Genomic DNA, 26,371 nt, shown 5'->3' on the forward strand with positions numbered 1-26,371 from the left:
GCTTTCGGGCGGCAAGAACAAGATGGGCGGTTAGCTCAGCGGTAGAGCACTACCTTGACATGGTAGGGGTCACAGGTTCGAACCCTGTACCGCCCACCACCTGGCTCCCGGCATTGCCGGTGCAGCGGTGGATCACGACGGAAGCCGGCCTTGTGCCGGCTTTTCTCGTTTCAGGCATCGATCACGGTTCAACATGGTCAGCGTTGCACGACCAGGTCTTCGACGCTGATCATCCGCTGCAGCTTCCAGTGACCGTCCACGCGCTCCCAGAGCTGGGCGACGCGAACCGTCGCACCACGCGTGGGCTGGGCAACGCCGGGTTCGTGTTGCAGGGGCTGGTTGGCCAGCCTCAGGACCCGGTCCTGGCGCAGCCGGTAAAGCAGCAGGGAGGGCGAACCGCAATCCTGTCGTACGACGTCCGGCTGCTGGGTTTCGGCAAGCAGGATCTGGCTGCGAAGGGCCTCTTCAGTGGGCCCGTTGCCAGCGCCGAACAGGCTGGAGAGCAGCAGCATCAGGGCAAGCATCGGCATGGCACGGTGCTCCAGCGGGAAAGTGCACGCAGGCTGGCATGACATGTGGGGTGCTGCAGCCGGCCTGCGACGAAGGCCGGAATTGAACCGCCAAAGACGGCCGGGGGGCGATGAATCCGGGCCGTGCAGGCGTAGACTCCGGTCTACCGCGCAATCGCGCCGTCACTGCAAGGAGCTGCCGCATGAGTGATCACGTTCCGGTTTCCCGGCCCAATCCCATCATCGAACTGCTGTTCGGCGGCAACATGCTGGAGGGTACCTTCAAGGCGGTGATCTGGGTGGCCCTGCTGGCGGCAGTGCTGGCGTGGACCACGTTCCGCTGAGTCTTCCCGCTGCCTGCGGCACCGGCGGCGTCGCTGGCCTGCGCTCAGGCGCTGAAGGCCTGGCGCAGGCTGCGCAGCGTGGCCTGGCGATGTTCCTTTGCGGTCGCTTCGCCCATCTCCAGTTCCTGTAGGCGCAATCCCACCAGCGTCATCGACAACGCGTAGCCGCGTGCCGCATCGGCAGCACGCGAAAGGCCCAGTGCGCGGCGCGTCAGCGCGTTCACGTGTTCCAGGTCGGGCAGCAGCCCCAGGTAGACGCGCTCGGCGCTGTCCAGGTCGGGGGCACGCAGGATCGCGTGCGCTTCAGCAGCAGGGGAGACGGAGGCCATGGGGGGGTCCTTGTCCGTTGAGGGCGCTCGATCAGAACGAGCGCATCAGGGAAACGAAGGCCGACGTCTGCGTACCGCGACGGGCCATCGGGCTGTCCTTTACTGCATCGCCGAACCACTGGTTGGCGACGACGCCGGTCGCGCGCCACTTCGTGCCCAAGGGCGTGCTGACTGCGATCTGCAGGCTCGGTGATGTCGCGCTGCCCGGGTTGTAGGCGGCAAGTCCCGAGCGCAGCGCTTCTTCGTCGGTGATGCCGTAGTAGTAGTCGAGCAGGCGCGCACTGGAGTGCACCACGCCGACCTTGGGCACCCAGGTGAAGCGACCGGCCTGGATCGGATAGCTGTAGTGCAGGCGCGACTCCATGCCACCTCCGTGCCCGGTGACCTCGCGCATCACGCCGGCCTCGACGATGCCCCAGTCGGCGCTGTACTCACCGTTGATGCCGGCCATGGCCGACATCTGCCGGCTGTGCAGGCGGCGCAGCTGCGGGTCGTTCACGTCGTCGGTCTTGAAGCGCAGCGTGTAGGGCGTGACTGCCGCCGACAGGCGCAGGCCCTCGCGCTTGTACAGGTACATGCCCAGCGAGCCCGGGCTGGCGAAGAAGCGCTCGCCCTGCCAGGCAATGGACGGTACGACCAGCGGCTTGACGTCGTAGTGGGCGTACGCCCCCGAGGTCGCGCCGGCACTGATACCGGCCTGCACGCCCGGGTTCCGGTCGGCGGCGTGGGTGATCAACGGCAGGCCGATGGCAGCGGAGAACAGCAACGGGCGCAGCAGGGTCGGGGACAGCGACGGCATCGATCAACCACTTTGCGGGGGATGGCTGTGCATGGTGCGGGTACAACATTGTCAGAACATTGCGCCTTCGCAACTGGCACACGAAGACGCCCAAACCTGGCGCCAGGCACTATGATCGGCACCGTTTCCGGTAGCCGAGCCCCTGATGCGCATTCTCCTGGTCGAAGACGATCCCGATCTGTCCCGAGCCCTGCAGTCGGGCCTGGAGCGGCAGGGCGTGGTAGCCGACGTGGTCGGCAGCCTGGCCGAAGCCGCGGTTGCGCTGCGCGAGCCGGTACACCAGCTGATGTTGCTGGACCGCCAGCTGCCCGATGGCGATGGCGTGGCTTTCGTCGCCACCGCACGCGCGCTGCGCCCGAACCTGGCGGTGATCATGCTGACGGCCAAGGGCAGGTTGTCAGACAAGGTCGAGGGCCTGGATGTCGGTGCCGACGACTACCTGGTGAAGCCGGTGGCGATCGAGGAGCTGATGGCGCGGATCCGTGCTGTCTCGCGGCGGCCCTCGGCCATGGTGACACCGAGCCTGCATCTGGGCCGGCTGGAATTCGACTTCGAATCGCTGCAGGCACAGGTGGAGGGCCAACCGCTGGCGCTGCCGCGGCGCCAGGTGCTGGTACTGCAGGCACTGGCGATGCGCCAGGGGCGCACGGTCACCCGCACGGCACTGGAGGCCGCGGTGTACGGCTTCGACGATGAGATCCAGTCCAATGCGCTCGATGCGCACATTTCCAAGCTGCGCAAGGCGCTGCAGCAGGCCGGGGCGGGCGTTGAAATCCATGTGATCCGGGGCGTCGGCTACCTGCTGGCGGAGGCCTGAGATGGCGCGTCCGACACGTCCGATCCGTTCCATCACGCTGGGGTTGGCCTGGCGGTTGTTCCTGGCGCAGGCCTTCACCGTGCTGTTCGCCGTTGTTGCGCTGATCCTGACCTGGGGCGACAAGGACACCTGGGGCATGGACATGTTCATGGCTGAAGCCGTGGCCAAGGCCGTGCACAGTGAAGGCGGGCGGTTGGTGCTGGACCAGGCGCGCTGGAACAAGCTCGACGCCGAGGCCGGGGGCAACCTCTGGTTCGCGGCGGTCGACGACAAGGGTGTCTGGCTGGAACGCGGCACGATTCCGGCGATCCACGCCCCGCTGCTCGCGCGCCTGCCGACGCTGGGTGCCACCGAACTCGGCTCGCTGGTGCCGCCGTACCTGGACGTGGCGCGGGTGATGATCCGCAAGGAAGATGGTCGCCGCATCACGGTGATGGTGGGTGGGGCGCCGAAGGGCGGGTTGCTGGACGGTGCGCTGATGGTGCTGCGCCTGATCGGGCTGTGGTTTTTCCTGCCGCTGATCGTGATCACGCTGCTGGTCATGCCGACCGTGATCCACCGCGCGATGCGCGGCGTGCGCCGCTCCGCACAACAGGCCAAGGAGCTGGATATCGGCCAGCCGGGGGCGCGTCTGGATGCGCAGCTGGTGTCGACCGAGGTCGCACCGCTGGTGGAAGCCTTCAACGACGCGATCGACAAGGTGCAGCAGGGGTATGCCGCGCGTGACAAGTTCCTCGCCGATGCCGCGCACGAACTGCGGGTGCCGATTGCAGTGGTGCAGGCGCGCCTGTCGCAGTTGCCGCAGGGCGAGCTGAAGTCGCAGCTGCTGACCGACGTGGCGCGGCTCGGTAACGTTGCCGAGCACCTGCTTGACCTGCAGCGACTTGATCGTAATGTCGGCGCACTGCAGCGGCTGGATCTGGCGTTGCTGGTGCGCGAAGCGGCCGCCGATCTGGCGCCGCTGGTGGTGGGGGCCGGTTACGGCTTCGAAGTGGATGCACCCGAGATGCCAGTGTGGATCCATGGCGACAGCCTGGCGCTGGGGCGGGTGATCGCCAACCTGGTGCACAACGCCATCGTCCACGGCGGCGGACGCGGCACCATCTGCGTGCGCCTGGATGCACGTGGCCTGCTGGAGGTCAGCGACCAGGGCGCCGGCATTCCGGTGGGCGACCGTGAAGCGATCTTCGAGCCGTTCCATCGTCTGCGCGCAGCGGGTAGCGGCAGTGGCCTGGGCCTGCATCTGGTGAAGGAAATCGTGCAGCACCATGGCGGATCGGTCAGCGTCGGCGAGGCGGCCGGTGGTGGCGCCAGTTTCCGTGTCAACTTCCATCGCGGCACCGTCCGGCGCTGACAGCCACGCGGGGAAATCCCCGATAGGCAACCTGCCACGTCCCTCGGCAGGCTGCTGGAATGGTTCCCGAACGATCCGCTCCACCGCTGTTTGGCAGTGGTTGTGCCGCCGGTCTGGTGCTGGGTGCGCTGGCCTGCGTGCAGCTGCCGGTGCTGCCGCCGCTGTGGCTGTGCATGCCGTTGGCCATTGCCAGCGCCACAGGCTGGATCGTGCCTTGGCGCGGCCGCGCCTGGACGGCTGCGCTGTTCGGCCTGTCGTGGGCGGCATTGCACGGACACTGGGTCCTGCAGGGCCAGCTTCCACCCGGAGGGCCCGCGCAGGACGTGCAGGTCCTTGGCCGAGTGGTTGATCTTCCACACAGTGGCCCCGGCTATACCCGTTTCGTGTTGAAGGTCAACGAGGCCGATGCGCTGCCCTCGTTGCGTGGCAAGCGCCTGCAGATCACCTGGAACGATCCATGGCGTGGACCGCCTGCGAGCGGCACCGATGGTGGGCGCCATGCGGTTCAAGCTGGCGCGTACTGGGAGCTGTCGCTGCGGGTGCGGGCACCGCGTTCGCGGATCAATCCTGGAGGCTTTGACGGCGAACGCCATGCATTGCTGCGCGGTATTTCCGGCAATGGCACGGTGCGCGACCCCGGCGCTGCGCGTGAGCGCGCGCCTGCACAGTGCCTGCCGGCCTGGCGCGAGCGCAGCAGTGACGCCATCGCAACGCAGGTGGCACATCCTGCCGCGCGGTTCGTGCAGGCCCTGGCACTGGGCGACACGCGCGGCCTGTCCGATGCCGACTGGGAGCACCTGCGCGCGCTGGGCCTGACCCATCTGGTCGCCATTTCCGGTTTCCACGTTGGCGTGGTGGCTGGCTTTGGCGTACTGCTGTGCCGCGTGTCGTGGTGGCTGTGCCCGGTGCTGGGACGGTTCTGGCCTCGGCCGCAGGCGGCGGCATGGGGCGCGGCGCTGGCCGCAGCCGTCTATGCCGTGGCCGCCGGCGGCGCGCTTCCAACAGTGCGTGCGGCGCTGATGATCGGGCTGGTGGCACTGGCCCGTGCCGGGCGTCGCCCGGTGGGTGCGGGGCAGGGACTGGCCCTGGCCGCGATGGTGATGCTGCTGCCGGCGCCGCTGTCGGTGCTGTCGGCCGGCTTCTGGCTCAGTTTCGGGGGCGTGCTGTGGCTGCTGTGGTGCCTTCCACGAACCGGGCCGGACGGCGTCGGTGGGGGCCTGCGCGGCTTTCTGGCCGCCCAGGGCGTGGCCAGCCTCGGCCTGTTGCCGCTGTGCGTGGCCCTGTTCGGCGGCACCGCGCGCTTGGGGCCGCTGGTCAATCTGCCGATCATTCCGTGGTGGACCCTGCTGGTGGTGCCGTTGTCGCTGCTGGGTACCGGCCTGCACGCGTTGCATGATGGCGCCGGGCGCTGGGCATGGCGCGCCGCCGCCTGGCTGTTCGAGCTCAGCTGGCAGGCCCTGCAGCCGTTGGCGCTGCACCCGCAGGCGATGTGGTGGTTGGCCGAGGCGCCGCGCTGGGCGGTGCCGGCGGCAGTGGCGGGGGTGTTCTGGTGGCTGCTGCCACGCGGCGCTGGCGGTACCTTGGCAGGCCTGCTGCTGTGCCTGCCGCTGCTGTGGCCCGCCCGGCATGCACCGGCTGAAGGCGAACTGGAGCTGCTGGTGCACGACGTAGGGCAGGGCACCGCGGTGCTGGTGCGTACGGCGAGGCACGCGCTCTGGTACGACGTGGGGCCGCCGACCGGCGGCGACGGCAACGAACGCATTCTGGTCCCGTCCCTGCGCGCGCTCGGACAGGGGCCGCCGCAGCAGGCGATGCTCAGCCATGACCATCTTGATCACACCGGCAGCCTGCCGAGCCTGCGAAGGCAGCTGCCCGGGCTGCAGCTGCTGGCGCCACCGGGCAGCACCATCGCCGGCGCTGCGCCCTGCCAGCAAGGGATGCAGTGGCAGTGGGACGGAGTTGATTTCCAGGTCCTGCACCCGGCACCGGGCAGCCGCCAGGCCGAGAACGAGGACAGCTGCGTGCTGCGCGTCGCCAGCCGTCACGGCGTGGTCCTGCTGCCTGGCGATATCGGCCGCCCGGCCGAGCAGGCGCTGCTGAAGGCATACCCGGCAGCGCTGAAGGCGGATGTGGTGCTTGTGCCGCACCATGGCAGCGGTGGCAGTTCCAGCGCGCCGTGGGTCGAGGCCGTGGCGCCACGGCTGGCGGTGGTCTCGGCCGGGCACCGCAACCGCTTCGGGCACCCCCGCCAGGACGTGGTCCAGCGCTGGCAGGCGCAAGGGGCCGAGGTGCTGGCCACGGCCGATTCCGGGGCGATCCGCATATGGCTTGGCGCACAAGGGCTGCAGCTGCGTGAACAGCGCATCCACGCATCCCGGTGGTGGGATGCCGCTGGGCGGGCGCGGTCGGCTGCTATCCTATCGCCGATCGAACAAGCGGCCGTTGGGCCGGAGGGTTGAAACGTGTGGGAACTGGTCAAGGCCGGTGGCTGGCCGATGGTGCCGCTGCTGCTGTTGGGCGTACTGGCTTTGGCGATCATCCTGGAGCGTTTCTGGTCCCTGCGACGTACTGAAGTGCTGCCGCCCGGCCTCGGCCAGGAAGTGCGCAACTGGGCGGCACGCGGCAAGCTCGACCCCGCCCACCTGCAGACCCTGCGGGCGAACTCGCCGCTGGGCGCGCTGCTGGCCGCCGCGCTGGAAGCGCGCAACCGTCCGCGTGACCAGATCCGCGAGCGCATCGAAGACACCGGCCGCCACCTGGTGCACCGCATGGAGCGTTTCCTCAACGCGCTGGGCACCATCGCATCGGCCGGGCCGCTGCTGGGCCTGCTGGGTACTGTGATCGGCATGATCCAGATGTTCCTGGGCATCCTCGACCATGGCGTGGGTGATGTGAACCAGCTGGCCGGTGGTATCGGCAAGGCGCTGGTGTGCACCGCCACCGGCATGATCGTCGCCATTCCAGCACTGATGTTCCACCGCTACTTCAAGGGCCGTATCCACGGTTACGTGGTAGAGATGGAGCAGGAAGCCAGCGCGCTGCTGGATACGCTGGATGGCCGCCCCGGCGTGATGAACCCTGCTGCTGCCACGCGCCCGGCCGGCGCGGCCACGGCGAAGGCCTGATCGATGCGTATCGGCAACGACCGATCCCAGGATGAGCCGCATATCGACCTGGTGCCACTGATCGATGTCATCCTGGTGCTGATCATCTTCTTCGTGGTCACCACCACCTTCGATGCGCGCTCGACGCTGCAGGTGCAGCTGCCGACCGCCAGCCAGCAGCAGACCAATGAGCCGCCGCGCTCGTTGAGCGTGCTGATCAACGCCGAAGGCCGCTACTTCATCAATGATCAGGAAGTCCTGCGCAGCGACGTCGAGTCGGTCAAGCAGACCATCGCGGCCGTGGCCGGCAGCGACCGCACGCAGCCGGTGCTGTTACGCGCCGATGCACGCACTCCCTACCAGGCCGTGGTGACCGCGCAGGATGCGCTTGGTCAGCTCGGCTTCCGCCGTATTGCCATTGCAACAGCACCCGAGGTGCGTCCATGAGTTCCAAACACGCGCCGGTGTGGCCGATCTACAAACGTCTGCTGGGATACACCCGTGCCTACTGGGGCATGATGGTCGCCGCCGTCATCGCCATGGCGGTGGAGTCGGTAGCCGGCTACCACTTCACCAAGCTGATGGAGCCGCTGGTCAACCGTGGCTTCGTCAATCCCGAACCGAAAATGGCGGTGATCCTGCCGCTGACCATCCTTGGCCTGTTCCTGATGCGCAGCGCCGCCACCTGGGTGAGCGACTACGCGCTGGCCAAGACCGGTCGCAGCGTGGTGCGCGACCTGCGTGAACAGGTGCTGGCCAAGTACCTGCACCTGCCGTCCTCGCATTTCGATACCGAATCGACGCCGGTGATGGTCAGTCGCCTCAACTTCGATACCGAGCAGGTCACCCAGGCCAGCGCCGATGCGCTCAAGACCGTGGTTGCCGACACCCTGACCATCATCGCCATGCTGGCGGTGATGCTGCAGATGAGCGTCAAGGTGACCGTGGCCATGCTGGTGGTGGTGCCGATGATCGGCGTGATCGTGTCTTACGTGGGCAAGCGCTACCGGCGCATCAGCCGCGGTATCCAGGACGGCATGGGCACGATGGCGCAGACCGCCGAGCAGTCACTGGCGGCCCAGCAGGAAGTGAAGGTGCACGGCACCCAGCAGCATGAGATGTCGCGCTACTCGCGCCTGGCCAACCGCATGCTGGCGCTGAACATGAAGGTGGAAATCACCCGTGCCGGTGCCTCCAGCGTGGTCCAGTTCCTGGCCGCGCTGGCGCTGGCGGTGATCGTCTGGGTGTCGACCCGCGAAGCACTGGCAGGGCGCCTCAATGCCGGCCAGTTCATGGGCCTGATGATCTCGATGACGGCGATCATCCCGTCGCTGCGCCGCCTGACCAGCGTGCAGTCCTCGATCTCCCGCGGTGTGTCCGCCGCCGAGCGCCTGTTCGACATCCTCGACATGCCGGTCGAGCGCGACGAAGGCCGCAACACGGTGCAGCGCGTGCGTGGCGAACTGGCCTTCGAGCACGTCATGCTGCGTTACCGCGAAGACAGTGGCATCGCCCTGGACGACATCAGCTTCGTGGCCAAGCCGGGTACGGTCACCGCCATCGTTGGTCGATCCGGCAGCGGCAAAACCAGCCTGATCCGGCTGGTGCCGCGCTTCTACGAACCCAGCGGCGGGCGCATCACCCTCGACGGGGTGGCACTGGACGACTATCCGCTGGCCGACCTGCGTCGCCAGGTGGCGATGGTCGGGCAGAAGGTCATGTTGTTCGACGACACCATCGGCGCCAACATCGCCTATGGCATGGACGCGACGGATGAACAGATCCGAGCGGCAGCTGAAGCCGCGAATGCCTGGGAGTTCATCGCACGCATGCCGCAGCAGCTGCAGACCCCGGTGGGCGAGAACGGCGCGCTGCTGTCCGGTGGCCAGCGCCAGCGCCTGGCGATCGCGCGTGCGATCCTGCGCGACGCGCCGATCCTGATCCTCGATGAAGCCACCGCAGCGCTGGACAACGAATCGGAGCGCCTGGTGCAGGACGCGCTGCAGCGATTGATGCCCGAGCGCACCACGCTGGTCATCGCGCATCGCCTGTCGACCATCGAGCATGCAGACCAGGTGCTGGTGATGGACCACGGTCGCATCGTCGAGCGCGGTACCCACAAGGAGCTGCTCACCATGGGTGGCCTGTACCAGCATCTGCACAGCATGCAGTTCCGCGAAAGGCAGGACTGATGGCCGGCAAGGGTACCCAGACCCCGCCGTACTGGTACGACGGCACCCCGGTTCCGTGGGCGATGCGCCTGCTGGCGCCGCTGTATGCCGGCGTCACCGCGCTGCGCCGGCGCGCCTATCGGCGTGGCTGGCGCAAGCGCTACACGCTGCCGGTGCCGGTCATCGTGGTTGGCAACATCACCGCCGGTGGGACTGGCAAGACGCCGCTGACCATTGCGCTGGTGGAGCGCCTGCGTGCCGCCGGTTGGAAGCCGGGCGTGGCCAGTCGTGGCTACGGCCGCGAAGATGCCAACAAGCCGCTGTGGGTCAAGGCCGATACGCCGACCGCCAAGGGTGGCGACGAGCCGGTGCTGATTGCCTGGAAGACCGGCGTGCCGGTGCGCGTGGACAGTGATCGTGTTGCAGCCGGCAAGGCGCTGATCGAGGCCGGCTGCGATGTGATCGTCTGCGACGACGGCCTGCAGCACTACCGGCTGGCACGCGACATCGAGATCGAGGTGGTCGATGCGCAGCGCCGCTACGGCAATGGCCGGATGATTCCGGCCGGGCCACTGCGTGAGCCGGTCAGCCGCGCCAGCGAGTGCGATTTCCGCGTGGTCAACCTCGGCCAGGCCGATGAGGAGACTGCAGCACAGGCCTGCGGCTTCGGCCAGTGGCCGATGGCCCTGCACATCGACAGCGCACAACCGCTGGCCGGTGGCCGTGCCCGTCCGCTGTCGTATTTCAAGGGCCAGCGTGTGCACGCCGTGGCCGGCATCGCCCACCCGCAGCGCTTCTTCGACATGCTGCGCGCGCGTGGCATCGGTGTCGTGCCGCACGCCTTCGCTGACCATCAGGCCTATCAGCCGCAGGACCTGTCCTTTGGCAGCCAGCTGCCGGTGCTGATGACTGAAAAGGACGCGGTGAAATGCCGCGCGTTCGGCAATGACTGGCACTACGCGGTCCCGCTGCGCGCCGAGCTGCCTGCCGCATTCTGGGTGGCGCTGACCGACCGCCTGGACAAGCTGCGACCGAACTGAGTGGCGCGGCGGCGCTTGCATTCATGCGCCGCCGGCCGCATTCCCGTTGTAACGAGCCTGCCGAGTACCGCCCCATGACCGAATTCGTCGTCGCCATCCCGGCCCGCTATGCCGCCTCGCGGCTGCCGGGCAAGCCGCTGCGCCCGCTGGGCGGTGAGCCGCTGGTGCTGCACGTGGCGCGTCGCGCGCTGCAGGCCGGTGCCGGCGAGGTCTGGGTCGCTACCGACGATCAACGCATTGCCGACGCACTGTCCGGCCTGGCCGAAGTGAAGGTGGCGATGACCGCCACCTCGCATGCCTCCGGTACCGACCGCCTGGCCGAGTGCGCGCGCATCGCCGGCTGGGCCGATGACACCGTCGTGGTCAACCTGCAGGGCGACGAGCCGTTCGCGCCGGCGGCGGGTATCCGCGCGGTGGCCCAGGCACTGGTTGAAGGCAATGCGCCGATGTCGACCCTCGCCACGACCGTAGAAGACGCGCATACCCTGTTCGACCCGAACGTGGTGAAGCTGGTGCGCAACGTGCGCAACGAGGCGATGTACTTCAGCCGCGCCCCGATCGCCTGGCACCGCGATGGCTTTGCCCGCAGCCGTGACACGCTGCCGGCCGGTCACAACTGGCTGCGCCACATCGGCATATACGGCTATCGCGCCGGTTTCCTGCAGCAGTTCGCGGCGATGCCGCCGGGCCAGCTGGAGCAGGTCGAATCGCTGGAACAGCTGCGCGTGCTGGAAGCGGGTTTCCCGATCAGCGTGGCGATCTCGCCCGAACCGTTCCCGCCGGGCATCGACACGCCCGAGGACCTGGAACGCGCCGAAGCATTGCTGCAGACGCTGGCTGCCCGATGAAGCTGCTGGTCGTCTGCCTCGGCAACATCTGCCGTTCGCCGATGGCCGAAGGTGCGCTGCGCGCGCGCCTGGACGCTTCGCCGCTGGCTGGTCGGGTGCAGGTCGATTCGGCCGGCACCGGCGACTGGCATGTGGGCGAGCCACCGGACCGGCGAGCGATCGCCTGCGCGGCCGGGCATGGCGTGGACATCGGCGGCCTGCGCGCGCGCCAGCTGCAGGTCGCGGATTTCGACCGCTTCGACTGGATCCTGTGCGCCGATGAGGCCAACCTGCGCGATGCGGGTCGCTTGGCCACACCCGCCCAGCGCGAACGCCTGGCGCTGTACCTGCCGTGGTCCGGCGGGCAGGGCAGGGGTGCGATCCCGGACCCGTATACCGGCGGCAGTGAGCATTTCGAACAGGTCTGGACATTGGTCGACGATGCTGCAAAACGTGCCGTGGCACGACTGTTGCATGACGCCGACTCCGGCATAATCGGGCCATGAACGTCCAGCCCGTCCCGGACCTGCCCGAGTTCGCCACCTGGCTCAACGCCACCCCCTGCACCCTGACCGAACTGCGCGGTCGGCCGGTGGCGCTGTTGTTCGTCAACGCCGCCTCCGCCTGGAGCGCGCAACGCCTGGCCGAGTTCGGCCAATGGCTGTCGCGCCACCCCGGCAAGCTGCAGCCGCTGGTGCTGCAGGTGCCGCGCTTCGATTTCGAACGCGAGGCCGGCGCCGCACTGAAGCTGCTGCGTCGCCAGGGCCTGACGATGCCGGTCCTGCTCGATGCCGACTGGGATGGCTGGCGCCGCTTCGGCATCACCGCCTGGCCGACCCTGGTGCTGCTGGATGCGCAGGGCCGCGAACAGCAACGGCTGGTCGGGCAGGGCGCACCCGGCGAACTGGAGCGTGCCTTGAACGCGCTGTGCGAGGGCGCGCCGTCGGCGCCGCCGCGCGGTGGCAGCGAACTGCATCCGGAGCCGCGCCACGCGCTGCGCTTCCCGCTCGGCCTGGCGGTCAGCACCGAACGCCTGTACATCGCCGACAGCGGCCATCATCGCATCCTCGAATGCAGCCACGGTGGCCGCATCCTGCGCCAGTTCGGGCTGGGCACCGCCGATTTCATGGACGGCAACCTCGCCGAAGCCGCGTTCCACCGCCCGCAGGCGCTGGTGCTGGAGCGCGATTCGCTGTACGTCGCCGACACCGGCAACCACGCGGTGCGTCGTATCAACCTGCTGACCGGGATCGTCGATACCCTGTGCGGCAACGGCCGTCCCGGTGCACCGATGGAAGGCCCGGTCGCGCAGGCGCGGCAGGTTGCGCTGGACCATCCTGTCGGCCTGGCCATTGCCGACAATCAGCTGCAGATCGCCATGGCCGGCGACAACCGCATCTGGAGCTACCACCTGGGCCAGCGCAGCCTGCAATGGCGCGCGGGCAGTGGTTCCATCGACGAGCGCGATGGCAGCGGGCATCTGGCCGCCTTCGCCCAACCCACCGCGTTGGCCGTGGTGCAGCAGGTGCTGTACGTGGCCGATGCGCTGGGTTCCTCGATCCGCGCGCTGCAGTTGCGCGGCGATCTGGTGCAGACCCTGGTCGGGCAGGGGCCGTGGCGCTTCGGTAGCGAAGACGGTCCGCGTTCGGACGCCAGCCTGCAGTTCCCACAGGCGATCGCGCTCAGCCCGGATGCGCCGCTGTTGTGGATTGCCGATACCGGCAACGGCCGCCTGCGCACGCTGCGCCTGGGCGGTGGCGAACTGACCACCCAGCCGTTGCCACGACGCCTGCATGGCCCCGCCGGCCTGGCGGTGGGGGCCGGTGCGGTATGGATCGCCGAGACCGACGCCCATGCCGTGCTGCGATTCGACCCGGATAGCGGCGTGCTCAGCGAAGTCCCGATCAGCGAATGACAGACGTTCCCGCCCCGGCCTTCGACGGCAAGGCCTTCGCGGCCCAGCTCAGTACCGCCCCTGGCGTGTACCGCATGTACGCCGCCGACGACACGTTGCTGTACGTGGGCAAGGCGCGCGCGCTGCGCAACCGTGTCGGCAGCTATTTCAACGGCAGCCCGAAGAACGCGCGGATCATGTCGATGATCTCGCAGATCGCGCGCATGGACGTGACCGTGACGCGCTCGGAAGCCGAGGCGCTGCTGCTGGAGAACCAGCTGATCAAGTCGCTGTCGCCGCGCTACAACGTCTCGCTGCGCGACGACAAGACTTATCCGCATGTGCTGCTGACGCGCGAGGACTGGCCGCGCATCGCGCTGCATCGTGGTCCGCGTGCCATTCCCGGTCGCTATTTCGGGCCGTATCCCGGGGTCACCGCGGTGCGTGAAACGCTGAACCTGATGCACAAGCTGTTCAAGCTGCGCAGCTGCGAGGACAGCGTGTTCCGCAACCGCTCGCGGCCGTGCCTGCAGTACCAGATCGGCCGCTGCAGCGCGCCCTGCGTGGAGCTGGTGCCGGCGCCGGACTACGCCGAATCGGTGCGTCGCGCCGCACTGTTCCTGGAAGGCAAGAGCGACGAGTTGACCCGCGAACTGGGCGAGCAGATGCAGGCCGCCAGCGAGGCACTGGAGTTCGAGCAGGCCGCGCGCCTGCGCGACCTGATCTCCTCGCTGCGCAGCATGCAGACCCGCCAGTACGTGGATGGCCGTGCCGCGGATCTGGACGTGCTGGCGGTGGCCATGCAGGGTTCGCAGGCCTGCGTGCTGCTGCTGGCTTTCCGCGATGGCCGCAACCTCGGTACCCGCCCGTTCTTCCCACGCACCAACGGTGAAGAAAGCCCGGAGGAAGTGCTGGCCGCGTTCGTCTCGCAGTACTACATCGAATTCGAGCCGCCGCGCGAGATCCTGCTGGACCGCGAGATTCCCGATGCCGACCTGCTGGTCGCCGCGCTGTCAGCCTCGGCCGAGCGCAAGGTGCAGCTGAAGTGGAACGTGCGTGGCGAACGCGCCGGCTATGTGGAACTGGCCAGCCGCAACGCGCAGCTGACCCTGGCCACCGAGCTCAACAGCCGCAACGCGCAGCATGCGCGCAGCGACGCACTGCGCGAGATGCTGGGCCTGGCCGAGCCGGTCAAGCGGGTCGAGTGTTTCGATATCAGCCACACCCTGGGCGAGGCTACCGTGGCCTCGTGCGTGGTGTTCGACGCTGCCGGTCCGGTGCGCGCGCAGTATCGCCGCTTCAACATCAGCGGCATCGAGCCGGGCGATGACTACGCCGCCATGCGCCAGGCCATCGACCGCCGCTTCCGCCGTGCGGTGGAAGAGCAGGGCGTGCTGCCGGACGTGCTGCTGATCGACGGCGGCGCCGGGCAGCTGGCGCAGGCCCAGGCCGCACTGGCCGACCTGGGCGTGGAAGGCGTGCTGCTGGTGGGTGTGGCCAAGGGCGTGGAGCGCCGCGCCGGCCACGAAGCCCTGGTGATGCCTGATGGCCGCGAGCTGCGCCCGGGCGCGGCCAATCCGGCACTGCAGTTCATCCAGCAGGTGCGCGATGAGGCGCACCGCTTCGCCATCACCGGCCACCGCGGCCGCCGCCAGAAGGCGCGGATGACCAGCAAGCTGGAGGACATCCCTGGTATCGGGCCGCGCCGCCGCGCCAGCCTGCTCAAGCATTTCGGCGGTCTGGTCGGCCTGAAAGCCGCTGGTGAAGCGGAAATCGCCAAGGTGGAAGGCATCAATGACGCCCTCGCGGCACGTATCTACGCTAACCTGCACGGGTTGGCCACGCCTGATCCGGCCGAGTAGAGAGAGAAGCACGCAAGCATGAAGTTGACCCTGCCCACCTGGCTGACCTTGTTGCGGATCGTGATGATCCCGGTGCTGGTGCTGGTGTTCTACCTGCCCTACACCTGGACCAACTTCGCTTCGGCGGCGATCTTCGGCCTGGCCGCGATCACCGACTGGCTCGATGGCTGGATCGCACGCCGTTACCAGCTGGAATCGGCCTTCGGCGCCTTCCTCGACCCGGTCGCGGACAAGCTGATGGTGGCGGTGGCGCTGTTCCTGATCGTGCAGGGTCACCCGACGCCGTGGATGGCGTTCTGGGCGGCAGTCATCGTCGGCCGTGAAATTGCGGTATCGGCGCTGCGCGAATGGATGGCCGAGCTGGGCCAGCGCGCCAAGGTGCGCGTGGCGATGATCGGCAAGGTCAAGACCACCGCGCAGATGGTCGCGCTGCTCTGCCTGCTGTATTCGGTGGCACCGAACGTGCCGGTGGAAGACATCTGGATGGGCTGGCCGGTGTTCCACATCGGTGACTGGACCCTGGCCATTGCTGCCGTGCTGACCCTGTGGTCGGGCCTGCAATACCTGCACGCCGCCTGGCCGAGCCTGCGCGATGACGAGCGCGCGGCGCGCGAGCGTGCGCGGCAGAAGAAGCTGGGCAACTGAGCCCCGGGGTCGGATCCCTTTCCGCAGGAAAGGGCTCTGACCCCATCGGTGCGTTTATCCACGCATGGCGTGGATCTACTCGACACGCTGGACGGATCTACGGTGATGCCCCATCCACGCATGGCGTGGATCAACTGGAAATGCCGCATCCACGGATGATGCGGATCCATCGGTTTGCGGGGATGCCATAGTAGATCCACGCCATGCGTGGATACGCAATGCAAGGTGCCTCGCAGACCCTGAAAAAGCGCTTGACGCCATCCTTGGAATAGGTAAAATTTCGCCTCCCAAGCGGGAATAGCTCAGTTGGTAGAGCGCAACCTTGCCAAGGTTGAGGTCGCGAGTTCGAGTCTCGTTTCCCGCTCCAGATTCAAGAAAAACGCTCCCGAAAGGGGGCGTTTTTCGTTTGCGTCCAACGCGCTTCATTGCCACTTCACCGTCGCCCCATCGCCCCACCACATGAAGGTTGGATGCTGCATCCTTCGTTCCAAGGGTGACGCCGCGATGCCTCATCAATCCTCCGCCTACGATCACGACGTGGTCATCGTCGGTGCCAGTTTCGCCGGTGCCGCCTGCGCGCTGGCCGCTGCCCAATACGGCCTGCGCGTCTGCGTGCTGGAGCGCAAGGCAGATCCCGGCGAACGCCTGCACACCACCGGCATCGTGGTGAAGGAAGCGATGGAGCAGACCTGGCTGGGGCGCATGCCCGAATACCTGGTGCAACGCGTTGCCAATGTGCGGCTGTATGCGCCGAACCTGCGCAGCGTGTTGTTGGCCGCGCCGGGCTATTACTTCCTCACCACCGATACGCCGAACCTGATGCGCTGGCTAGCCAGCGAGCTGCGCGCGAACGGTGTCGACCTTCGCCTGCAGCAGTCCTTCACCGACGCCCATCGCAGTGGTGACGGCTGGCAGGTGGAAGGGGCAGGGCGCTGCGCCTACCTGGTCGGCGCCGATGGCGCGCGCTCACGCGTTGCCCAGCGCACCGGCCTCGGCCAGGTGCGTGACAACCTCTACGGCGTCGAACGTGAGTTCGCCGGCCTCCAGTTGCCGCAGGGTGACGCACTCCATTGCTTCGTCAGCAAGCGCTTTGCACCGGGCTACATCGGCTGGGTCGCGCAGAATCCAACCGGCCTGCAGGTGGGATTGGCGCTGCGCCATGACCCGAATCAGGTACGCCCGCCTGATATTGATGGCTTCCTTGAGCACGTGCGCGATGTGGTCGGCATTCCGCCTTCGGCGCGCCCCTCGGCTACCCGTGCCGGCCTGGTGCCTTGCGGCCGGCCGGATGGGCCGATCACTGGCCAACGGCTGATCCTGACCGGCGACGCGGCGGGCATCGTCTCGCCATTGTCCGCCGGGGGCATCCACTCCTCGTGGCGGCACGGCTGGGCGGTCGGCGAGGCGATTGCCCGTCATCTGCGTGGCCAGGGGCCGGAAGCGGAACGGGTGGCGCGGCAGGTGGCGCCGGCATTCCATGGCAAGCGCCTGCTGCGCTGGGCGATGGATCATCTGCAGGCCGACTGGCCGCTCAACGCACTGCTGCACACGGCGACCACGCGGCGCATCGCTGAGCAGGTCTACTTCCATCGCCGTGGCCTGCGAACCTGAGGTATCGGTCCTGGGGGCCTGAACGCCGCCCCACAATGCACGCGAAAATTCCTGTTGACGCCGTGCAGCAATATCGACACAATAGCGCTCCTTCGACGCAGGTCGAACGGAATCTGCGGGAATAGCTCAGTTGGTAGAGCGCAACCTTGCCAAGGTTGAGGTCGCGAGTTCGAGTCTCGTTTCCCGCTCCAGATTCAAGAAGAACGCTCCCGCAAGGGGGCGTTTTTCGTTTGTCACACCGGTTGCACCACCGCCGCGCTAGCGTGCCTTGCCGGGCAGGGCGCTGCACCAGGTCCGGGCATCCTGCCGGTGGAAACCGGGGCAGCGGTTGTCCTGCGGGATGTAGACGTAGGGAGCGTCATCTTCGTAGGTGAAGTGGTAGTAGTAGGTCCGGTCCTTTCCGTACAGCCAGTAGTTCGACGAGCCCTGGTTGATGGCATATGGCTCGAACGTGAAGATCGAAGATTCACGGGGGATGAAGTTGCTGCGCTCCATCAGTAGCAGCACGGCGTTCGAGACCAGTGGGGTGGTCAGGACGAGCACGATCACACCGACAGTCGCTGTCGTGATCGAGCCAATCAGCAGCCAGCGGCGGGGGTGTTTCACGGTCGGGCAGCATCGAAGCAAGACAATGCCGCAATGTGCAATACGCTGTGAAAGTCGTCCAGTGTTCCGTGTCGAGAACGCATTGAAAGCGTAGTGAAAGACTGGGTCGGCGTTGCCTGAACCGCACGCGTGCTGTGACCTTTTTCGGACGATTTCTCCATGTTCGCTCCACAATCGCACGGTAGCCTTCATGCTCCTTCTACACGTTGGCGGGCTGGTGGTCAGGCGTATCACTTCAGTGGCAGTGCCCAAGGCCGGGCACGGACTCTCCCTGCATGCAGTGCTGCGCCCTGGTGCGTTGTTGGCAAGCCTGGCCTTGGCCGGTTGCATGTCGGTGCCTGTTCCGGACCTGCCTGACCGCACGCCCAGCACCTGGACCCAGGTGCCGCAGGGCCAGGGCGTGGCAGTGGATGCCAGACAGTGGTGGAAAGTGCTGTCCGACCCGGCACTGGATGGCCTGGTCGATCAGGCCATCGCCGGCAACCTCGACCTGCAGCAGGCCACGCTGCGCCTGCAGGCCGTTCGGATCGTCGCCGGCACTTCCGACTCGCGTTTCCTGCCGGAAATCTCGGCCAGCGCCAAGCAGGTGCAGGACGCCGCCGCCGTCGATACCTACTTCCATGCCGGCATCGAAGCGATCTGGGACCTGGGCCTGTTCGGTGCCGCCGAGAGCGCGCAGTTGAGCGCGCAGGCTTCGGCCGGCAATGCCGAGGCGCTGCGCAATGCCGCGCAGGTGGCGGTGATTGCCGACGTGGTGCGCAGCTATCTGGACCTGACCGTTGCACAGGCCCAGCAGGACCTGCTGGCCCGCCAGCAATCGGTGGATGACCGCGGCGAGCACCTGGCCCTGGTCCGCCAGCGCCTGCGCCTGGATGAGCCGGGCGAACTTGATCGCCTGCGTGCACGCCAGGCCGCCACCCACGCCGCCATCGCACAAGCCCGGGAAAACGCCGACAACGCCGCCCGTGCGCTGGCATTGTTACTGGGCCGTGATGGCCCGGATCCGGCTTGGCGCGCCTATCGCTCGCCGCCGAAGCTGGGCACGTTCTCGCTGCAGCAGGTACCGGCCGATCTGCTGCGCCGCCGCCCGCAGATTCTGCTGGCCGAATCTGAAGTGATGCAGGCCGCGGCGAGCAAGGGCTCCGCACGTGCCGCGATGTATCCGCGGGTCAGTCTTGGTGGCTCGATCCTGTACGCCTACAACCTCACCCAGAACGCCCGCTCCAACTCCGATTCCAGTCCGTCGATCGGCCCGTACGTCGATATCCCGCTGTGGGATTGGGGCCAGCGCCGCGCGCGCTTCAATGCCGATGAAAAGCAGCTGGATGCTGCACTGCTCGGTTACCGCAAGGCGGTACTGGAAGGCGTGAGCGAAGTGGAGGGCGCGCTGGGCAGCCTGGCGCGCCAGGACAGCAGCATTCAGTCGCTGCGTGCGGCCAATGATGCCGCCGGCCAGCAGGTCAAGCGCCAAGCGCGGCAGGTGCAGCTGGGCCTGTCCAGCGAGTTCGATGGACTGGATACGCAGCGTGCCGCGCTCGCCTCGCAGGCTGATCTGATCGGTGCGCAGGGCGCACGCGTGCTCGCGTTTGCTTCGCTGTACCGAGCGCTTGGCGGTGCACCGCTGCCGGCTGAGGGTGAGGGCGAACAGCAATGATCGCGCTGGCCCGCAAGACCCTGGCCTATGAGTGGCGCCGGTTTCTGCCGGTAGTGCTGGCGATGTGCTTTGCCGGCGTGCTGCTGATCGTGCAGGCGGCGCTGGTGCTGGGTATCTTCGGTACCGCCGCGATCTACGTGAAGGCATCGTCGGCTGATATCTGGGCCGGTTTCCCCGGCACCCAGAGCGTGAACTACGGCCATGCAATCAGTGCGGATGTGGAAAGCCACCTGCGCATGGATCCGGATGTCACCCGCGTCGAACCCTACGAATGGGTCGATGGCGAATGGCGTTCCAGCGCGCAGGGTACCGGCAACGTGTCGGTGTACCTGTCCGGCATCTCCACCCAAGGCGACGCGATGATGTTCGCGCGCATCCTGCCCGCCGACCTGCGCGCGCAGCTGCGCGAGCCGGGCGCGGTGATCGTCGACAGCGCCGATCTGGATACGCTGGGCGTGGACCTGCAGAACAACCGTGCCTGGATCAACGGCAAGGCAGTGCGTGTGGTTGCCGCACAACCGGGCCTGCGTGGCCTCGGTGGCGTCAACGTGCTGGCCTCGCTGGATACCGCGCGCGCCATCGCCGGTACCGAACCGCATGAAGGCAGTACCTATTTCGTGGCGGGCCTGCGCTCGCCGGACCTGGCCAGCGGCGTACGTGATCGTCTGGCCGCGTCGATGGGGCACGCCACGCCTGTCGAGTTCTGGACCGCACCGGAGTTCGCCAGCCGCTCGCAGCAGTACTGGCTGTTCGATACCGGTGCCGGCATCGCAGTGTTGTTCATGGCCGTCATCGTCTGCTTTGTTGGCGCGGTGATCACCAACCAGTCGTTTGCTTCGGTGGTGGCCGGTTCGGTGCGCGAGTACGCCACGCTCAATGCACTCGGTGCCGGTCGCTATGCGCTGGCGCGGGTGGTGTTCGAACAGGCACTGTTGATCGGCGGCGTGGGCATGTTGTTGGCGGCGGCCTTCAGTACGGTGGTGCTGTTGATCGCGCAGAGCCAGCGCGTACCGGTGCAGCTGACGCCGATGGTGATCATCGGCTGCGTGGCACTGGTCGCGGTGATGGCCATGCTCTCCAGCATCATGGCGGTACGCAGTGTCGTCCGCTCCGATCCATCGTTGCTGCTGCGTTGAGGACCGGTCGATGACTTCTACACGCGCCGTCGCCCCGACCCTGCAGGCCGACGCACTGGAAAAGGGTTTCATGTCCGGCGATGTGCAGGTGCCGGTGCTGCGCGGCCTGTCACTGGACATCTACCCCGGCGAACTGACCCTGGTATCGGGCCCGTCCGGCTGTGGCAAGAGCACGCTGTTGTCGCTGCTGTCCGGCCTGTCCGCGCCCGATGGCGGCCGCGTGCACGCACTCGGCCAGGATGTGGGCCACATGACGCGCAGTGAGGTGGAGCGCTTCCGCCTGCACCATGTCGGCTTTGTGTTCCAGGGCTTCAATCTGTTCCCGGCGCTGACTGCACTGGAACAGGTGCAGCTGCCGCTGGGCTATCGCGGCATGAGCAATCGCGAAAGCGAACCGCTGGCGCGCAAGGCATTGGACGAGGTCGGCCTGACCCATCGCAGCCACATGCGTCCGGCGCAGCTGTCCGGCGGTGAGAAGCAGCGTGTGGCCGTCGCCCGCGCCTTCGCCAAGTCGCCGACGCTGATCTTCGCCGACGAACCGACCAGTGCGCTGGATGCCGAGAATGGCCAGCGCGTGATCGACATCCTGCATCGCTACGCACGTGCGCATGGCGCCACCGTGCTGTGCGTGAGCCACGATCCGCGCCTGATCCGGCATGCCGATCGGGTGATCGCCATGGAAGACGGCATGGTCCGTGATGACCGCCGCCAGAACGAAACTGTAGAGTCCGCCCCATGACCAAGACGTCGCACCTGCTTCCCCTCAGCCTGGCCCTGTCCGCGGCATTGCTGCTCGGCGCCTGTTCCAAAGAGGCGCCCGCCCAGGCATCCGCCGGTAAGGCCAGCACTGCTGCCGCCGCCAAGGTTGCGGTCGCGCGCGGCATCATCGACGTCGAGGGCGGTTTGATCGCGCTGGCACCGCCGGTGGATGGCTCGATCACTGCCGCGCCGGTGAAGGAGGGCGCCACGGTGAAGAAGGGACAGCTGCTGCTGTCGCTGGATGGCGCCCTGCTGCAGCAGGAGGTGGCGATGGCCACTGCCGATCTCGCTTTGGCCAATGACCGCCTGAAGGGCAGCCAGGCGCAGCTGCGCGAACTGGAGCGCAATGCGACTCGCCTGTCCACCGGCGCCAGCGAAGGCGTGTCGTCCAACCAGCAGGCCGATGCAGCCAAGCAGCAACTGGCCGGTGCGCGCGCCGATGTCGACGTGGCTGGTGCGCAGGTCGACATGGCCCAGCACAAGCTGGAGCACGCCAGACTGAAACTGCAGCAGATGTCGCTGAGCGCACCGGAGGCCGGCACCGTGGTCGGCCAGGTGCCGGGACTCGGTGCATTCGTGCAGGGTGGCAAGCCAGCGATCTCGCTGCTGCCGGCACGCCCGCTGCAGGTGCGTGCCGAACTCAGTGCTGCCTACGCCGATGCCGTGCAGGTGGGCATGAAGGCCACCGTGGTGCCGGACAGCGATGGCGCCGAGAACACCGGCTCACTGCCACCCGCGCGCGTGGTGCGCATCAGTCCGGTGTTCGCGCAGGCACGCTTGCCCGAAGACGCGGGGCGCGGCGTGGCCAAGGTGGTGGAGTGTGTGCTGGAGTTCGACGGCGAGGCCAAGGCGCGCTTCGGCCAGCATGTGCGGGTGGAGTTCCGGAAGTAGGCGCTGGCCTCAGTTCCCGAGCCAGCGTCGCAGGCGAGGCCAGAGTGAGGCCGGCACAACCACGAGCAGTGCCAGCAGCAGGATGGTGCTCATGCCGAGCAGCCAGTTCGAGTGGACGTCGCGCACGGGGGATTGATGCATGGCAGCCAAGCCCCATAGGACGTTCCACCCCAGCCATGGAATGAGGCTGATCAGGATCCGCAGCCACAGGCGGCGGAACCGCCATGGCTGCACAGCCAGGCCCAGCGCTGTCATTTCCACGAGGACGATCAGCGCGAACGTGATCACCGAGCCGATGGGATAGGGCAGTGTCCCGGACTCGGTGTGACGCAGTTGCCAGTAGTCTGGCTTGAAGCCGGCATGGATGAGCGCGGCAACCAGCAGTAGCCAGATGAGTGATGCCAGCAGCCAGAAGGAAGGGGGAGCACGGAATGCGATGGGCAGGGGCACGATGCAGGCGTTCGTCGCTGGCGGATCCTCAACCTTCCTGCATCGGCCTGCCGCAATCCATGCAAGAGATCCGAAAATGAAGCGGTGAAGCCCTCGGGTCCAGCGCCTTAAGGAACCGCAGTCGGGGTATTCTTCCTACCGGAAATGCGTCCCAGGACACTGACCAGCGACACCACGCACAGCGCCAGCAGCAGTCCCACGTCCAACAGCAGCAACCACAGCAGGTGCATTCCCTGCACCGGTGGTTGGTGCATCGCCGACAGCAGCCATGGTACCGACCACGCCAGCAGCAGCACGAAGGCAATCAACAGGCGCAGCCACAGTCGCTTCAGTTTCCATGGCCGCACGATCAAGGCGGCCATGACCAGTTCAACCGTGCCCAGCAACGCGAACACGATGACAGTGCTGGTCGGGTAGGGCAGCTCGGCGCCTTCCAGGCGGTGCAGCAACCAGTAGTCCGGGGTGAAGCCGGCATTGACCAGCGCGACGATCAGCGCCAGCCAGGTCAGCGCGACCAGCAACCAGAACAGGCGGACGTAGCGTCTAGGCATCGGCGGTGTCCATGGCGGCGGGGAGGCGGTTGCGTGATGCATACCATGCGGAGATGACGATTGCGGCCAGTGCCAGCAGGCCGGGCCCGGCGGTGAAGTACAGCAGGCGCAGCGGATGGTTGTGCATCAGCGTCCAGCTGGCGAACGCCAAAGGAATCGTCAGGACCAGCAGCTTGGCAAACAGTGGCCGCAGCACCGCGATCAGCGGCTGGGCGCCAATGAACATCCAGAACAGATAAAACTGGGCGATGCCCAGGCCGATGTCGCGATGGGAGGTGAAGCCGAAATGGTCGCGATACCAGTTCATTCCCAGCGGAATCAATGCCCAGTACAGCAGCGCTACCAGCAGATGCAGCGCCAGGGCGATCAACAGGGGCTTGCCGCGAAGGAACATAGGCGCACGGGGCTGGGCGGGGCAGCGTACCCCAGTGCGGACGCCCGTGACCGCATGATGTGAAGACTGTTGACGGCGTGAAGGAATTTGGACACAATAGCGCTCCTTCGACGCAGGTCGAACGGAATCTGCGGGAATAGCTCAGTTGGTAGAGCGCAACCTTGCCAAGGTTGAGGTCGCGAGTTCGAGTCTCGTTTCCCGCTCCATGTTCCGACAGGCCCCATCATGGGGTTTTGTCTTGTCAGGGCTCCGTTCCTGGCGCGCAGTACGTTGGCCTCATGGCAGAGTGGCTATGCACCGGATTGCAAATCCGTTTACAGCGGTTCGATTCCGCTTGAGGCCTCCAAATAAACCCCTGATTCGTCAGGGGTTTTTCTTTGCCTGGCGTTTGGCGGTGTTGGCCAGAATCCCCTGATTCGGCCCTGAAATCATCGGTCTGCCACCCATTTCCGGGTGGCAAACTCGCGTTAACATGCGCCGAGTGCGTTTACGTGAGTTTGAGTAGGGATGGCGACCAAGCGACGCCGGGGCGACTCCTGGCAGTACACGATCAAGCGGGCGGGGCTGCTGCCCCACGGGAGAGCTGGCCGGGAAGGCAGTTACCTGCAAGGTGCGAAAGGGCGGTGAGGCGGGGCAGCTCTTCGCGCAGCAGGTAAGTAGCCCCTTGATCAACGTCGCTGCTGCCGCAGCTGAGAGGGGGCGCAACATCCTCTGCGATCGCGGTGAGCGGGCGGTGGTGGACCTGACCGTGCCGCTGTTCCCGAGGCCGCTGAAGGCGGGGGAGATCGGGGTGATCTTGCCGCTCGACCTGGTGCAGGTGCTGAGTTCTGAAGGAACTTGGCACGGCCAATGCGAGTCGATTCGTATTGAGGTCGTCGTGGATCAACAGGCTGTCGTGATCGAGCAGACGGCGACTCTGGAGAGGCATTTCACCGATGCGGACTGATCTGTGGAATCAATTTGGCGAACTCGTCAGCGGACGGCCGCGATTGTTGGCAACGGTCACTGCACACAATGCAGATGGCACCAGTAGCCTGACAACCTATGACGGCGCGCAGATGCGCGCCTTCGGTCAGCTGCAGCAGCCTATCCCGTACAACGTTTGGGTCAGTGGTGGCCGACTGCTGGAGGCCGCGCCCAATCTCCCGTTGGTAGAAGTAGTCGTCTAACGAAACAGGGCGCTGCCCAGATGCCGGCAAGCATCCAGGCAGCGCCGCAACAGAGGTGATCTCAGCACCTGGCATTGGCCGTGACCCCGTCGCCCTCGCGAGAGCGGCGGGATTGTTGTCAGGGCCAAGCGCAACGGAAAGAGATCAGAAGGTTTCTACTCTACAGCGCTGAGGGAGCCTCTACCCGTAGCACACCGCTGTGGTATGCATCCCTCCATCGACGTGTTCACAGTTCGGGCATCACTTATCAGACACGCTACTTGCGCTGTGTGTGTGCCTTCGAAGGGGGAGCTGTATGGCTCAGTCACCGACGTTGTACATCTTCCATCATCGACGGAAAGCGTTGCTTTCATGTCTCCTGCGACGACACTCTTAAAAGCAACAGCGCCAGCGGATGTGAAATTGCTTCCGACAGGATAGTACCCGTCAGGGGCAACGGCATACAGATAGTCCGAGCTCCTTGCGGAGATTGGGGCATTGCTCGAAGAAGGAGCATCTGCTTTGCTGTTTGTGCAGGACCAACTCCACACTGCCTCTCCGGAAATTGTAGTTGCCCCCCTTGAGGGAACAGAATCCTTCGCTTCACACAGGGCTTGATGATAGATCTTGGTTGCTTGACTTTGGTCGTCAAATCGGTAGACCAGTCCTCCTTTCCCATCTCTAAACAGACGTTGCTCGACCATCACTTTTCCCCCGCTGAAATCGGACGATGGGATGGTTCGAACGATCCATGTCTTTCCATCTGAAGATTCAAGTTGACGCTCATGAATCGCAGATTTCTCATTGGAAATGTGATTTGCGCTTGCCAGTCCAGGCGTTGCGGCCATAAAAATGGCTAGAGCGATCGCGGATTTCCCAAGCGGCTTCGAAGACTTTTTTACAGTGTCCATACTTTTCCTCTGGTCGATTTGGCGTATCAGCCAAGCTATCTACGCTACTGGCTAGTGACCTCTTGGACTCAACTGCCGAGACAGTCGATATGGAGGGCACCGGTTACACCATATGCGATGCAGGGCTCGCTTGCGCGAAATCGCTTGTATTTTGTGAAATCGATTCGTATTTATGTTCCTCGGGCTGACCGTAATCTTCACTAGGTCATGCCTCTATTCATGGTTTCAATTTCATGGCGATATTGGGACACGGTCGGTTGGGAGAGCTCTGCCTAGCGCCTGTATGGACAGCCCGACCCAACAGGGCGAAGTTGCCCGATGGTGCCGGGCGGGTGGGGCGGGCATTCTGACTCTGCTGGATACGGGGCCGCAGGCAGCTCAACCCGTAGCCGAGGCCGGAGCGAAGGAGGTGGAGCGGATCAGGGCAGCGCTGGAGCCCCGTAAGCCTCCGGCCGAAACGAAACCCCGTCCGAGGGATGCGCGTAAGGCATGGGTGAGGGCAGGACTGCGCGATCTACGTGGTTGGTGAGCGAAGAGGGTTCCCGAATACACGGGAGCTGCCCAT

Annotated in this window: 26 protein-coding genes and 5 tRNA genes; 24 read left to right on the plus strand and 7 right to left on the minus strand. The window is 66.3% G+C overall.

Going from position 1 to position 26,371, the window contains the following annotated elements:
- Positions 1–24: 24 nt before the first annotated feature.
- A tRNA-Val gene (locus tag ABE423_RS03665) sits at positions 25–99 on the plus strand.
- 98 nt (positions 100–197) lie between these two features.
- Here ABE423_RS03665 and ABE423_RS03670 read toward each other — a convergent pair.
- On the minus strand, positions 198–530 hold the full coding sequence (locus tag ABE423_RS03670) for a hypothetical protein (RefSeq protein ID WP_125893534.1): 333 nt from the start codon (positions 528–530) through the stop codon (positions 198–200).
- Positions 531–712: 182 nt separating this feature from the next.
- Between ABE423_RS03670 and ABE423_RS03675 the strand changes: the two genes are divergently transcribed.
- Positions 713–853: a hypothetical protein gene (locus tag ABE423_RS03675; protein ID WP_165929929.1), complete on the plus strand. Its 141-nt coding sequence runs from the start codon at positions 713–715 to the stop codon at positions 851–853.
- A 44-nt stretch (positions 854–897) separates the two neighbouring features.
- Here the strand turns inward: ABE423_RS03675 and ABE423_RS03680 are convergent, their stop codons facing one another.
- Both ABE423_RS03680 and ABE423_RS03685 read right to left on the minus strand, forming a co-directional pair.
- Entirely contained in the window at positions 898–1,182 is a 285-nt protein-coding gene (locus ABE423_RS03680; protein WP_032128898.1) for a hypothetical protein, read from the minus strand.
- A gap of 31 nt (positions 1,183–1,213) precedes the next feature.
- Entirely contained in the window at positions 1,214–1,981 is a 768-nt protein-coding gene (locus tag ABE423_RS03685) for a MipA/OmpV family protein (RefSeq protein ID WP_125893535.1), read from the minus strand.
- Between the two features lie 145 nt (positions 1,982–2,126).
- Between ABE423_RS03685 and ABE423_RS03690 the strand changes: the two genes are divergently transcribed.
- The 15 genes from ABE423_RS03690 (at position 2,127) to ABE423_RS03760 (ending at position 17,497) form a co-directional block, all read left to right on the plus strand.
- A complete protein-coding gene (locus tag ABE423_RS03690) occupies positions 2,127–2,798 on the plus strand; it encodes a response regulator transcription factor (RefSeq protein ID WP_032128900.1) in 672 nt (223 codons plus the stop codon).
- A 1-nt stretch (position 2,799) separates the two neighbouring features.
- On the plus strand, positions 2,800–4,152 hold the full coding sequence (locus tag ABE423_RS03695; protein ID WP_049399928.1) for a HAMP domain-containing sensor histidine kinase: 1,353 nt from the start codon (positions 2,800–2,802) through the stop codon (positions 4,150–4,152).
- Between the two features lie 59 nt (positions 4,153–4,211).
- On the plus strand, positions 4,212–6,611 hold the full coding sequence (locus ABE423_RS03700) for a DNA internalization-related competence protein ComEC/Rec2 (RefSeq protein WP_346485025.1): 2,400 nt from the start codon (positions 4,212–4,214) through the stop codon (positions 6,609–6,611).
- A gap of 3 nt (positions 6,612–6,614) precedes the next feature.
- Positions 6,615–7,277 carry a MotA/TolQ/ExbB proton channel family protein gene (locus tag ABE423_RS03705; protein ID WP_019337175.1) on the plus strand — a complete coding sequence of 221 codons (663 nt, stop codon included), beginning with the start codon at positions 6,615–6,617 and terminating at the stop codon, positions 7,275–7,277.
- A gap of 3 nt (positions 7,278–7,280) precedes the next feature.
- The gene (locus ABE423_RS03710; RefSeq protein WP_125893537.1) at positions 7,281–7,703 is read left to right on the plus strand and encodes a biopolymer transporter ExbD; all 423 of its coding nucleotides are present in this window, start codon (positions 7,281–7,283) and stop codon (positions 7,701–7,703) included.
- Positions 7,700–9,448: a lipid A export permease/ATP-binding protein MsbA gene (gene msbA / locus ABE423_RS03715; RefSeq protein ID WP_032128904.1), complete on the plus strand. Its 1,749-nt coding sequence runs from the start codon at positions 7,700–7,702 to the stop codon at positions 9,446–9,448. Before ABE423_RS03710 ends, msbA begins: the two co-directional genes overlap by 4 nt.
- Positions 9,448–10,467, plus strand: a complete 1,020-nt coding sequence (gene lpxK / locus ABE423_RS03720; protein WP_125893538.1) for a tetraacyldisaccharide 4'-kinase — start codon at positions 9,448–9,450, stop codon at positions 10,465–10,467. Before msbA ends, lpxK begins: the two co-directional genes overlap by 1 nt.
- Positions 10,468–10,541: 74 nt before the next feature.
- A complete protein-coding gene (kdsB, locus tag ABE423_RS03725) occupies positions 10,542–11,315 on the plus strand; it encodes a 3-deoxy-manno-octulosonate cytidylyltransferase (RefSeq protein ID WP_121503788.1) in 774 nt (257 codons plus the stop codon).
- Entirely contained in the window at positions 11,312–11,800 is a 489-nt protein-coding gene (locus ABE423_RS03730; protein ID WP_032128907.1) for a low molecular weight protein-tyrosine-phosphatase, read from the plus strand. Before kdsB ends, ABE423_RS03730 begins: the two co-directional genes overlap by 4 nt.
- Positions 11,797–13,209, plus strand: a complete 1,413-nt coding sequence (locus ABE423_RS03735; protein WP_125893539.1) for a hypothetical protein — start codon at positions 11,797–11,799, stop codon at positions 13,207–13,209. Before ABE423_RS03730 ends, ABE423_RS03735 begins: the two co-directional genes overlap by 4 nt.
- Positions 13,206–15,050, plus strand: coding sequence for an excinuclease ABC subunit UvrC (gene uvrC, locus ABE423_RS03740; protein ID WP_180837475.1), 1,845 nt, complete (start codon positions 13,206–13,208; stop codon positions 15,048–15,050). The genes ABE423_RS03735 and uvrC overlap by 4 nt, the downstream gene beginning before the upstream one ends.
- An 18-nt stretch (positions 15,051–15,068) precedes the next feature.
- Complete coding sequence (pgsA, locus tag ABE423_RS03745) at positions 15,069–15,695, plus strand: CDP-diacylglycerol--glycerol-3-phosphate 3-phosphatidyltransferase (protein ID WP_012510614.1); 627 nt, start codon at positions 15,069–15,071, stop codon at positions 15,693–15,695.
- Positions 15,696–15,986: 291 nt separating this feature from the next.
- A tRNA-Gly gene (locus tag ABE423_RS03750) sits at positions 15,987–16,062 on the plus strand.
- Positions 16,063–16,199: 137 nt separating this feature from the next.
- Positions 16,200–17,306 carry an NAD(P)/FAD-dependent oxidoreductase gene (locus ABE423_RS03755; protein WP_180837476.1) on the plus strand — a complete coding sequence of 369 codons (1,107 nt, stop codon included), beginning with the start codon at positions 16,200–16,202 and terminating at the stop codon, positions 17,304–17,306.
- Positions 17,307–17,421: 115 nt separating this feature from the next.
- Positions 17,422–17,497 (plus strand) — tRNA-Gly (locus ABE423_RS03760).
- Between the two features lie 67 nt (positions 17,498–17,564).
- On the opposite strand, the gene ABE423_RS03765 is transcribed toward ABE423_RS03760, so the two are convergent.
- Positions 17,565–17,912, minus strand: coding sequence for a hypothetical protein (locus ABE423_RS03765; RefSeq protein WP_253143281.1), 348 nt, complete (start codon positions 17,910–17,912; stop codon positions 17,565–17,567).
- Between the two features lie 190 nt (positions 17,913–18,102).
- Here ABE423_RS03765 and ABE423_RS03770 point away from each other — a divergent pair, with 190 nt between their 5' ends.
- Genes ABE423_RS03770 through ABE423_RS03785 form a run of 4 tightly spaced genes read left to right on the plus strand, consistent with a single transcriptional unit; the run spans position 18,103 to position 22,352 of the window.
- Positions 18,103–19,566, plus strand: a complete 1,464-nt coding sequence (locus ABE423_RS03770; protein ID WP_180837477.1) for an efflux transporter outer membrane subunit — start codon at positions 18,103–18,105, stop codon at positions 19,564–19,566.
- Positions 19,563–20,702, plus strand: coding sequence for an ABC transporter permease (locus ABE423_RS03775; protein ID WP_100434389.1), 1,140 nt, complete (start codon positions 19,563–19,565; stop codon positions 20,700–20,702). The genes ABE423_RS03770 and ABE423_RS03775 overlap by 4 nt, the downstream gene beginning before the upstream one ends.
- 10 nt (positions 20,703–20,712) lie before the next feature.
- The gene (locus ABE423_RS03780; protein WP_012510619.1) at positions 20,713–21,441 is read left to right on the plus strand and encodes an ABC transporter ATP-binding protein; all 729 of its coding nucleotides are present in this window, start codon (positions 20,713–20,715) and stop codon (positions 21,439–21,441) included.
- Complete coding sequence (locus ABE423_RS03785) at positions 21,438–22,352, plus strand: HlyD family efflux transporter periplasmic adaptor subunit (RefSeq protein ID WP_346485032.1); 915 nt, start codon at positions 21,438–21,440, stop codon at positions 22,350–22,352. The genes ABE423_RS03780 and ABE423_RS03785 overlap by 4 nt, the downstream gene beginning before the upstream one ends.
- Before the next feature lie 9 nt (positions 22,353–22,361).
- On the opposite strand, the gene ABE423_RS03790 is transcribed toward ABE423_RS03785, so the two are convergent.
- From ABE423_RS03790 to ABE423_RS03800, 3 genes are all read right to left on the minus strand, one after another.
- Positions 22,362–22,802, minus strand: coding sequence for a hypothetical protein (locus ABE423_RS03790; protein ID WP_253143278.1), 441 nt, complete (start codon positions 22,800–22,802; stop codon positions 22,362–22,364).
- A 107-nt stretch (positions 22,803–22,909) separates the two neighbouring features.
- Positions 22,910–23,353: a hypothetical protein gene (locus ABE423_RS03795; protein ID WP_253143277.1), complete on the minus strand. Its 444-nt coding sequence runs from the start codon at positions 23,351–23,353 to the stop codon at positions 22,910–22,912.
- Positions 23,346–23,747: a hypothetical protein gene (locus ABE423_RS03800; protein WP_180837480.1), complete on the minus strand. Its 402-nt coding sequence runs from the start codon at positions 23,745–23,747 to the stop codon at positions 23,346–23,348. The genes ABE423_RS03795 and ABE423_RS03800 overlap by 8 nt, the downstream gene beginning before the upstream one ends.
- 130 nt (positions 23,748–23,877) lie before the next feature.
- Between ABE423_RS03800 and ABE423_RS03805 the strand changes: the two genes are divergently transcribed.
- The 3 genes from ABE423_RS03805 to ABE423_RS03815 all read left to right on the plus strand — a co-directional run bounded on the left by ABE423_RS03805 (position 23,878) and on the right by ABE423_RS03815 (position 24,693).
- A tRNA-Gly gene (locus ABE423_RS03805) sits at positions 23,878–23,953 on the plus strand.
- A 66-nt stretch (positions 23,954–24,019) separates the two neighbouring features.
- Positions 24,020–24,093: transfer RNA gene (locus ABE423_RS03810), tRNA-Cys, on the plus strand.
- A 318-nt stretch (positions 24,094–24,411) separates the two neighbouring features.
- Positions 24,412–24,693 (plus strand): hypothetical protein, encoded by a 282-nt coding sequence (locus ABE423_RS03815; protein WP_258015754.1) that lies wholly within the window; start codon positions 24,412–24,414, stop codon positions 24,691–24,693.
- Positions 24,694–26,371 lie beyond the last annotated feature (1,678 nt).

The sequence above is a fragment of the Stenotrophomonas sp. TWI1409 genome, assembly GCF_039673015.1.
GTDB lineage: Bacteria > Pseudomonadota > Gammaproteobacteria > Xanthomonadales > Xanthomonadaceae > Stenotrophomonas > Stenotrophomonas maltophilia_A.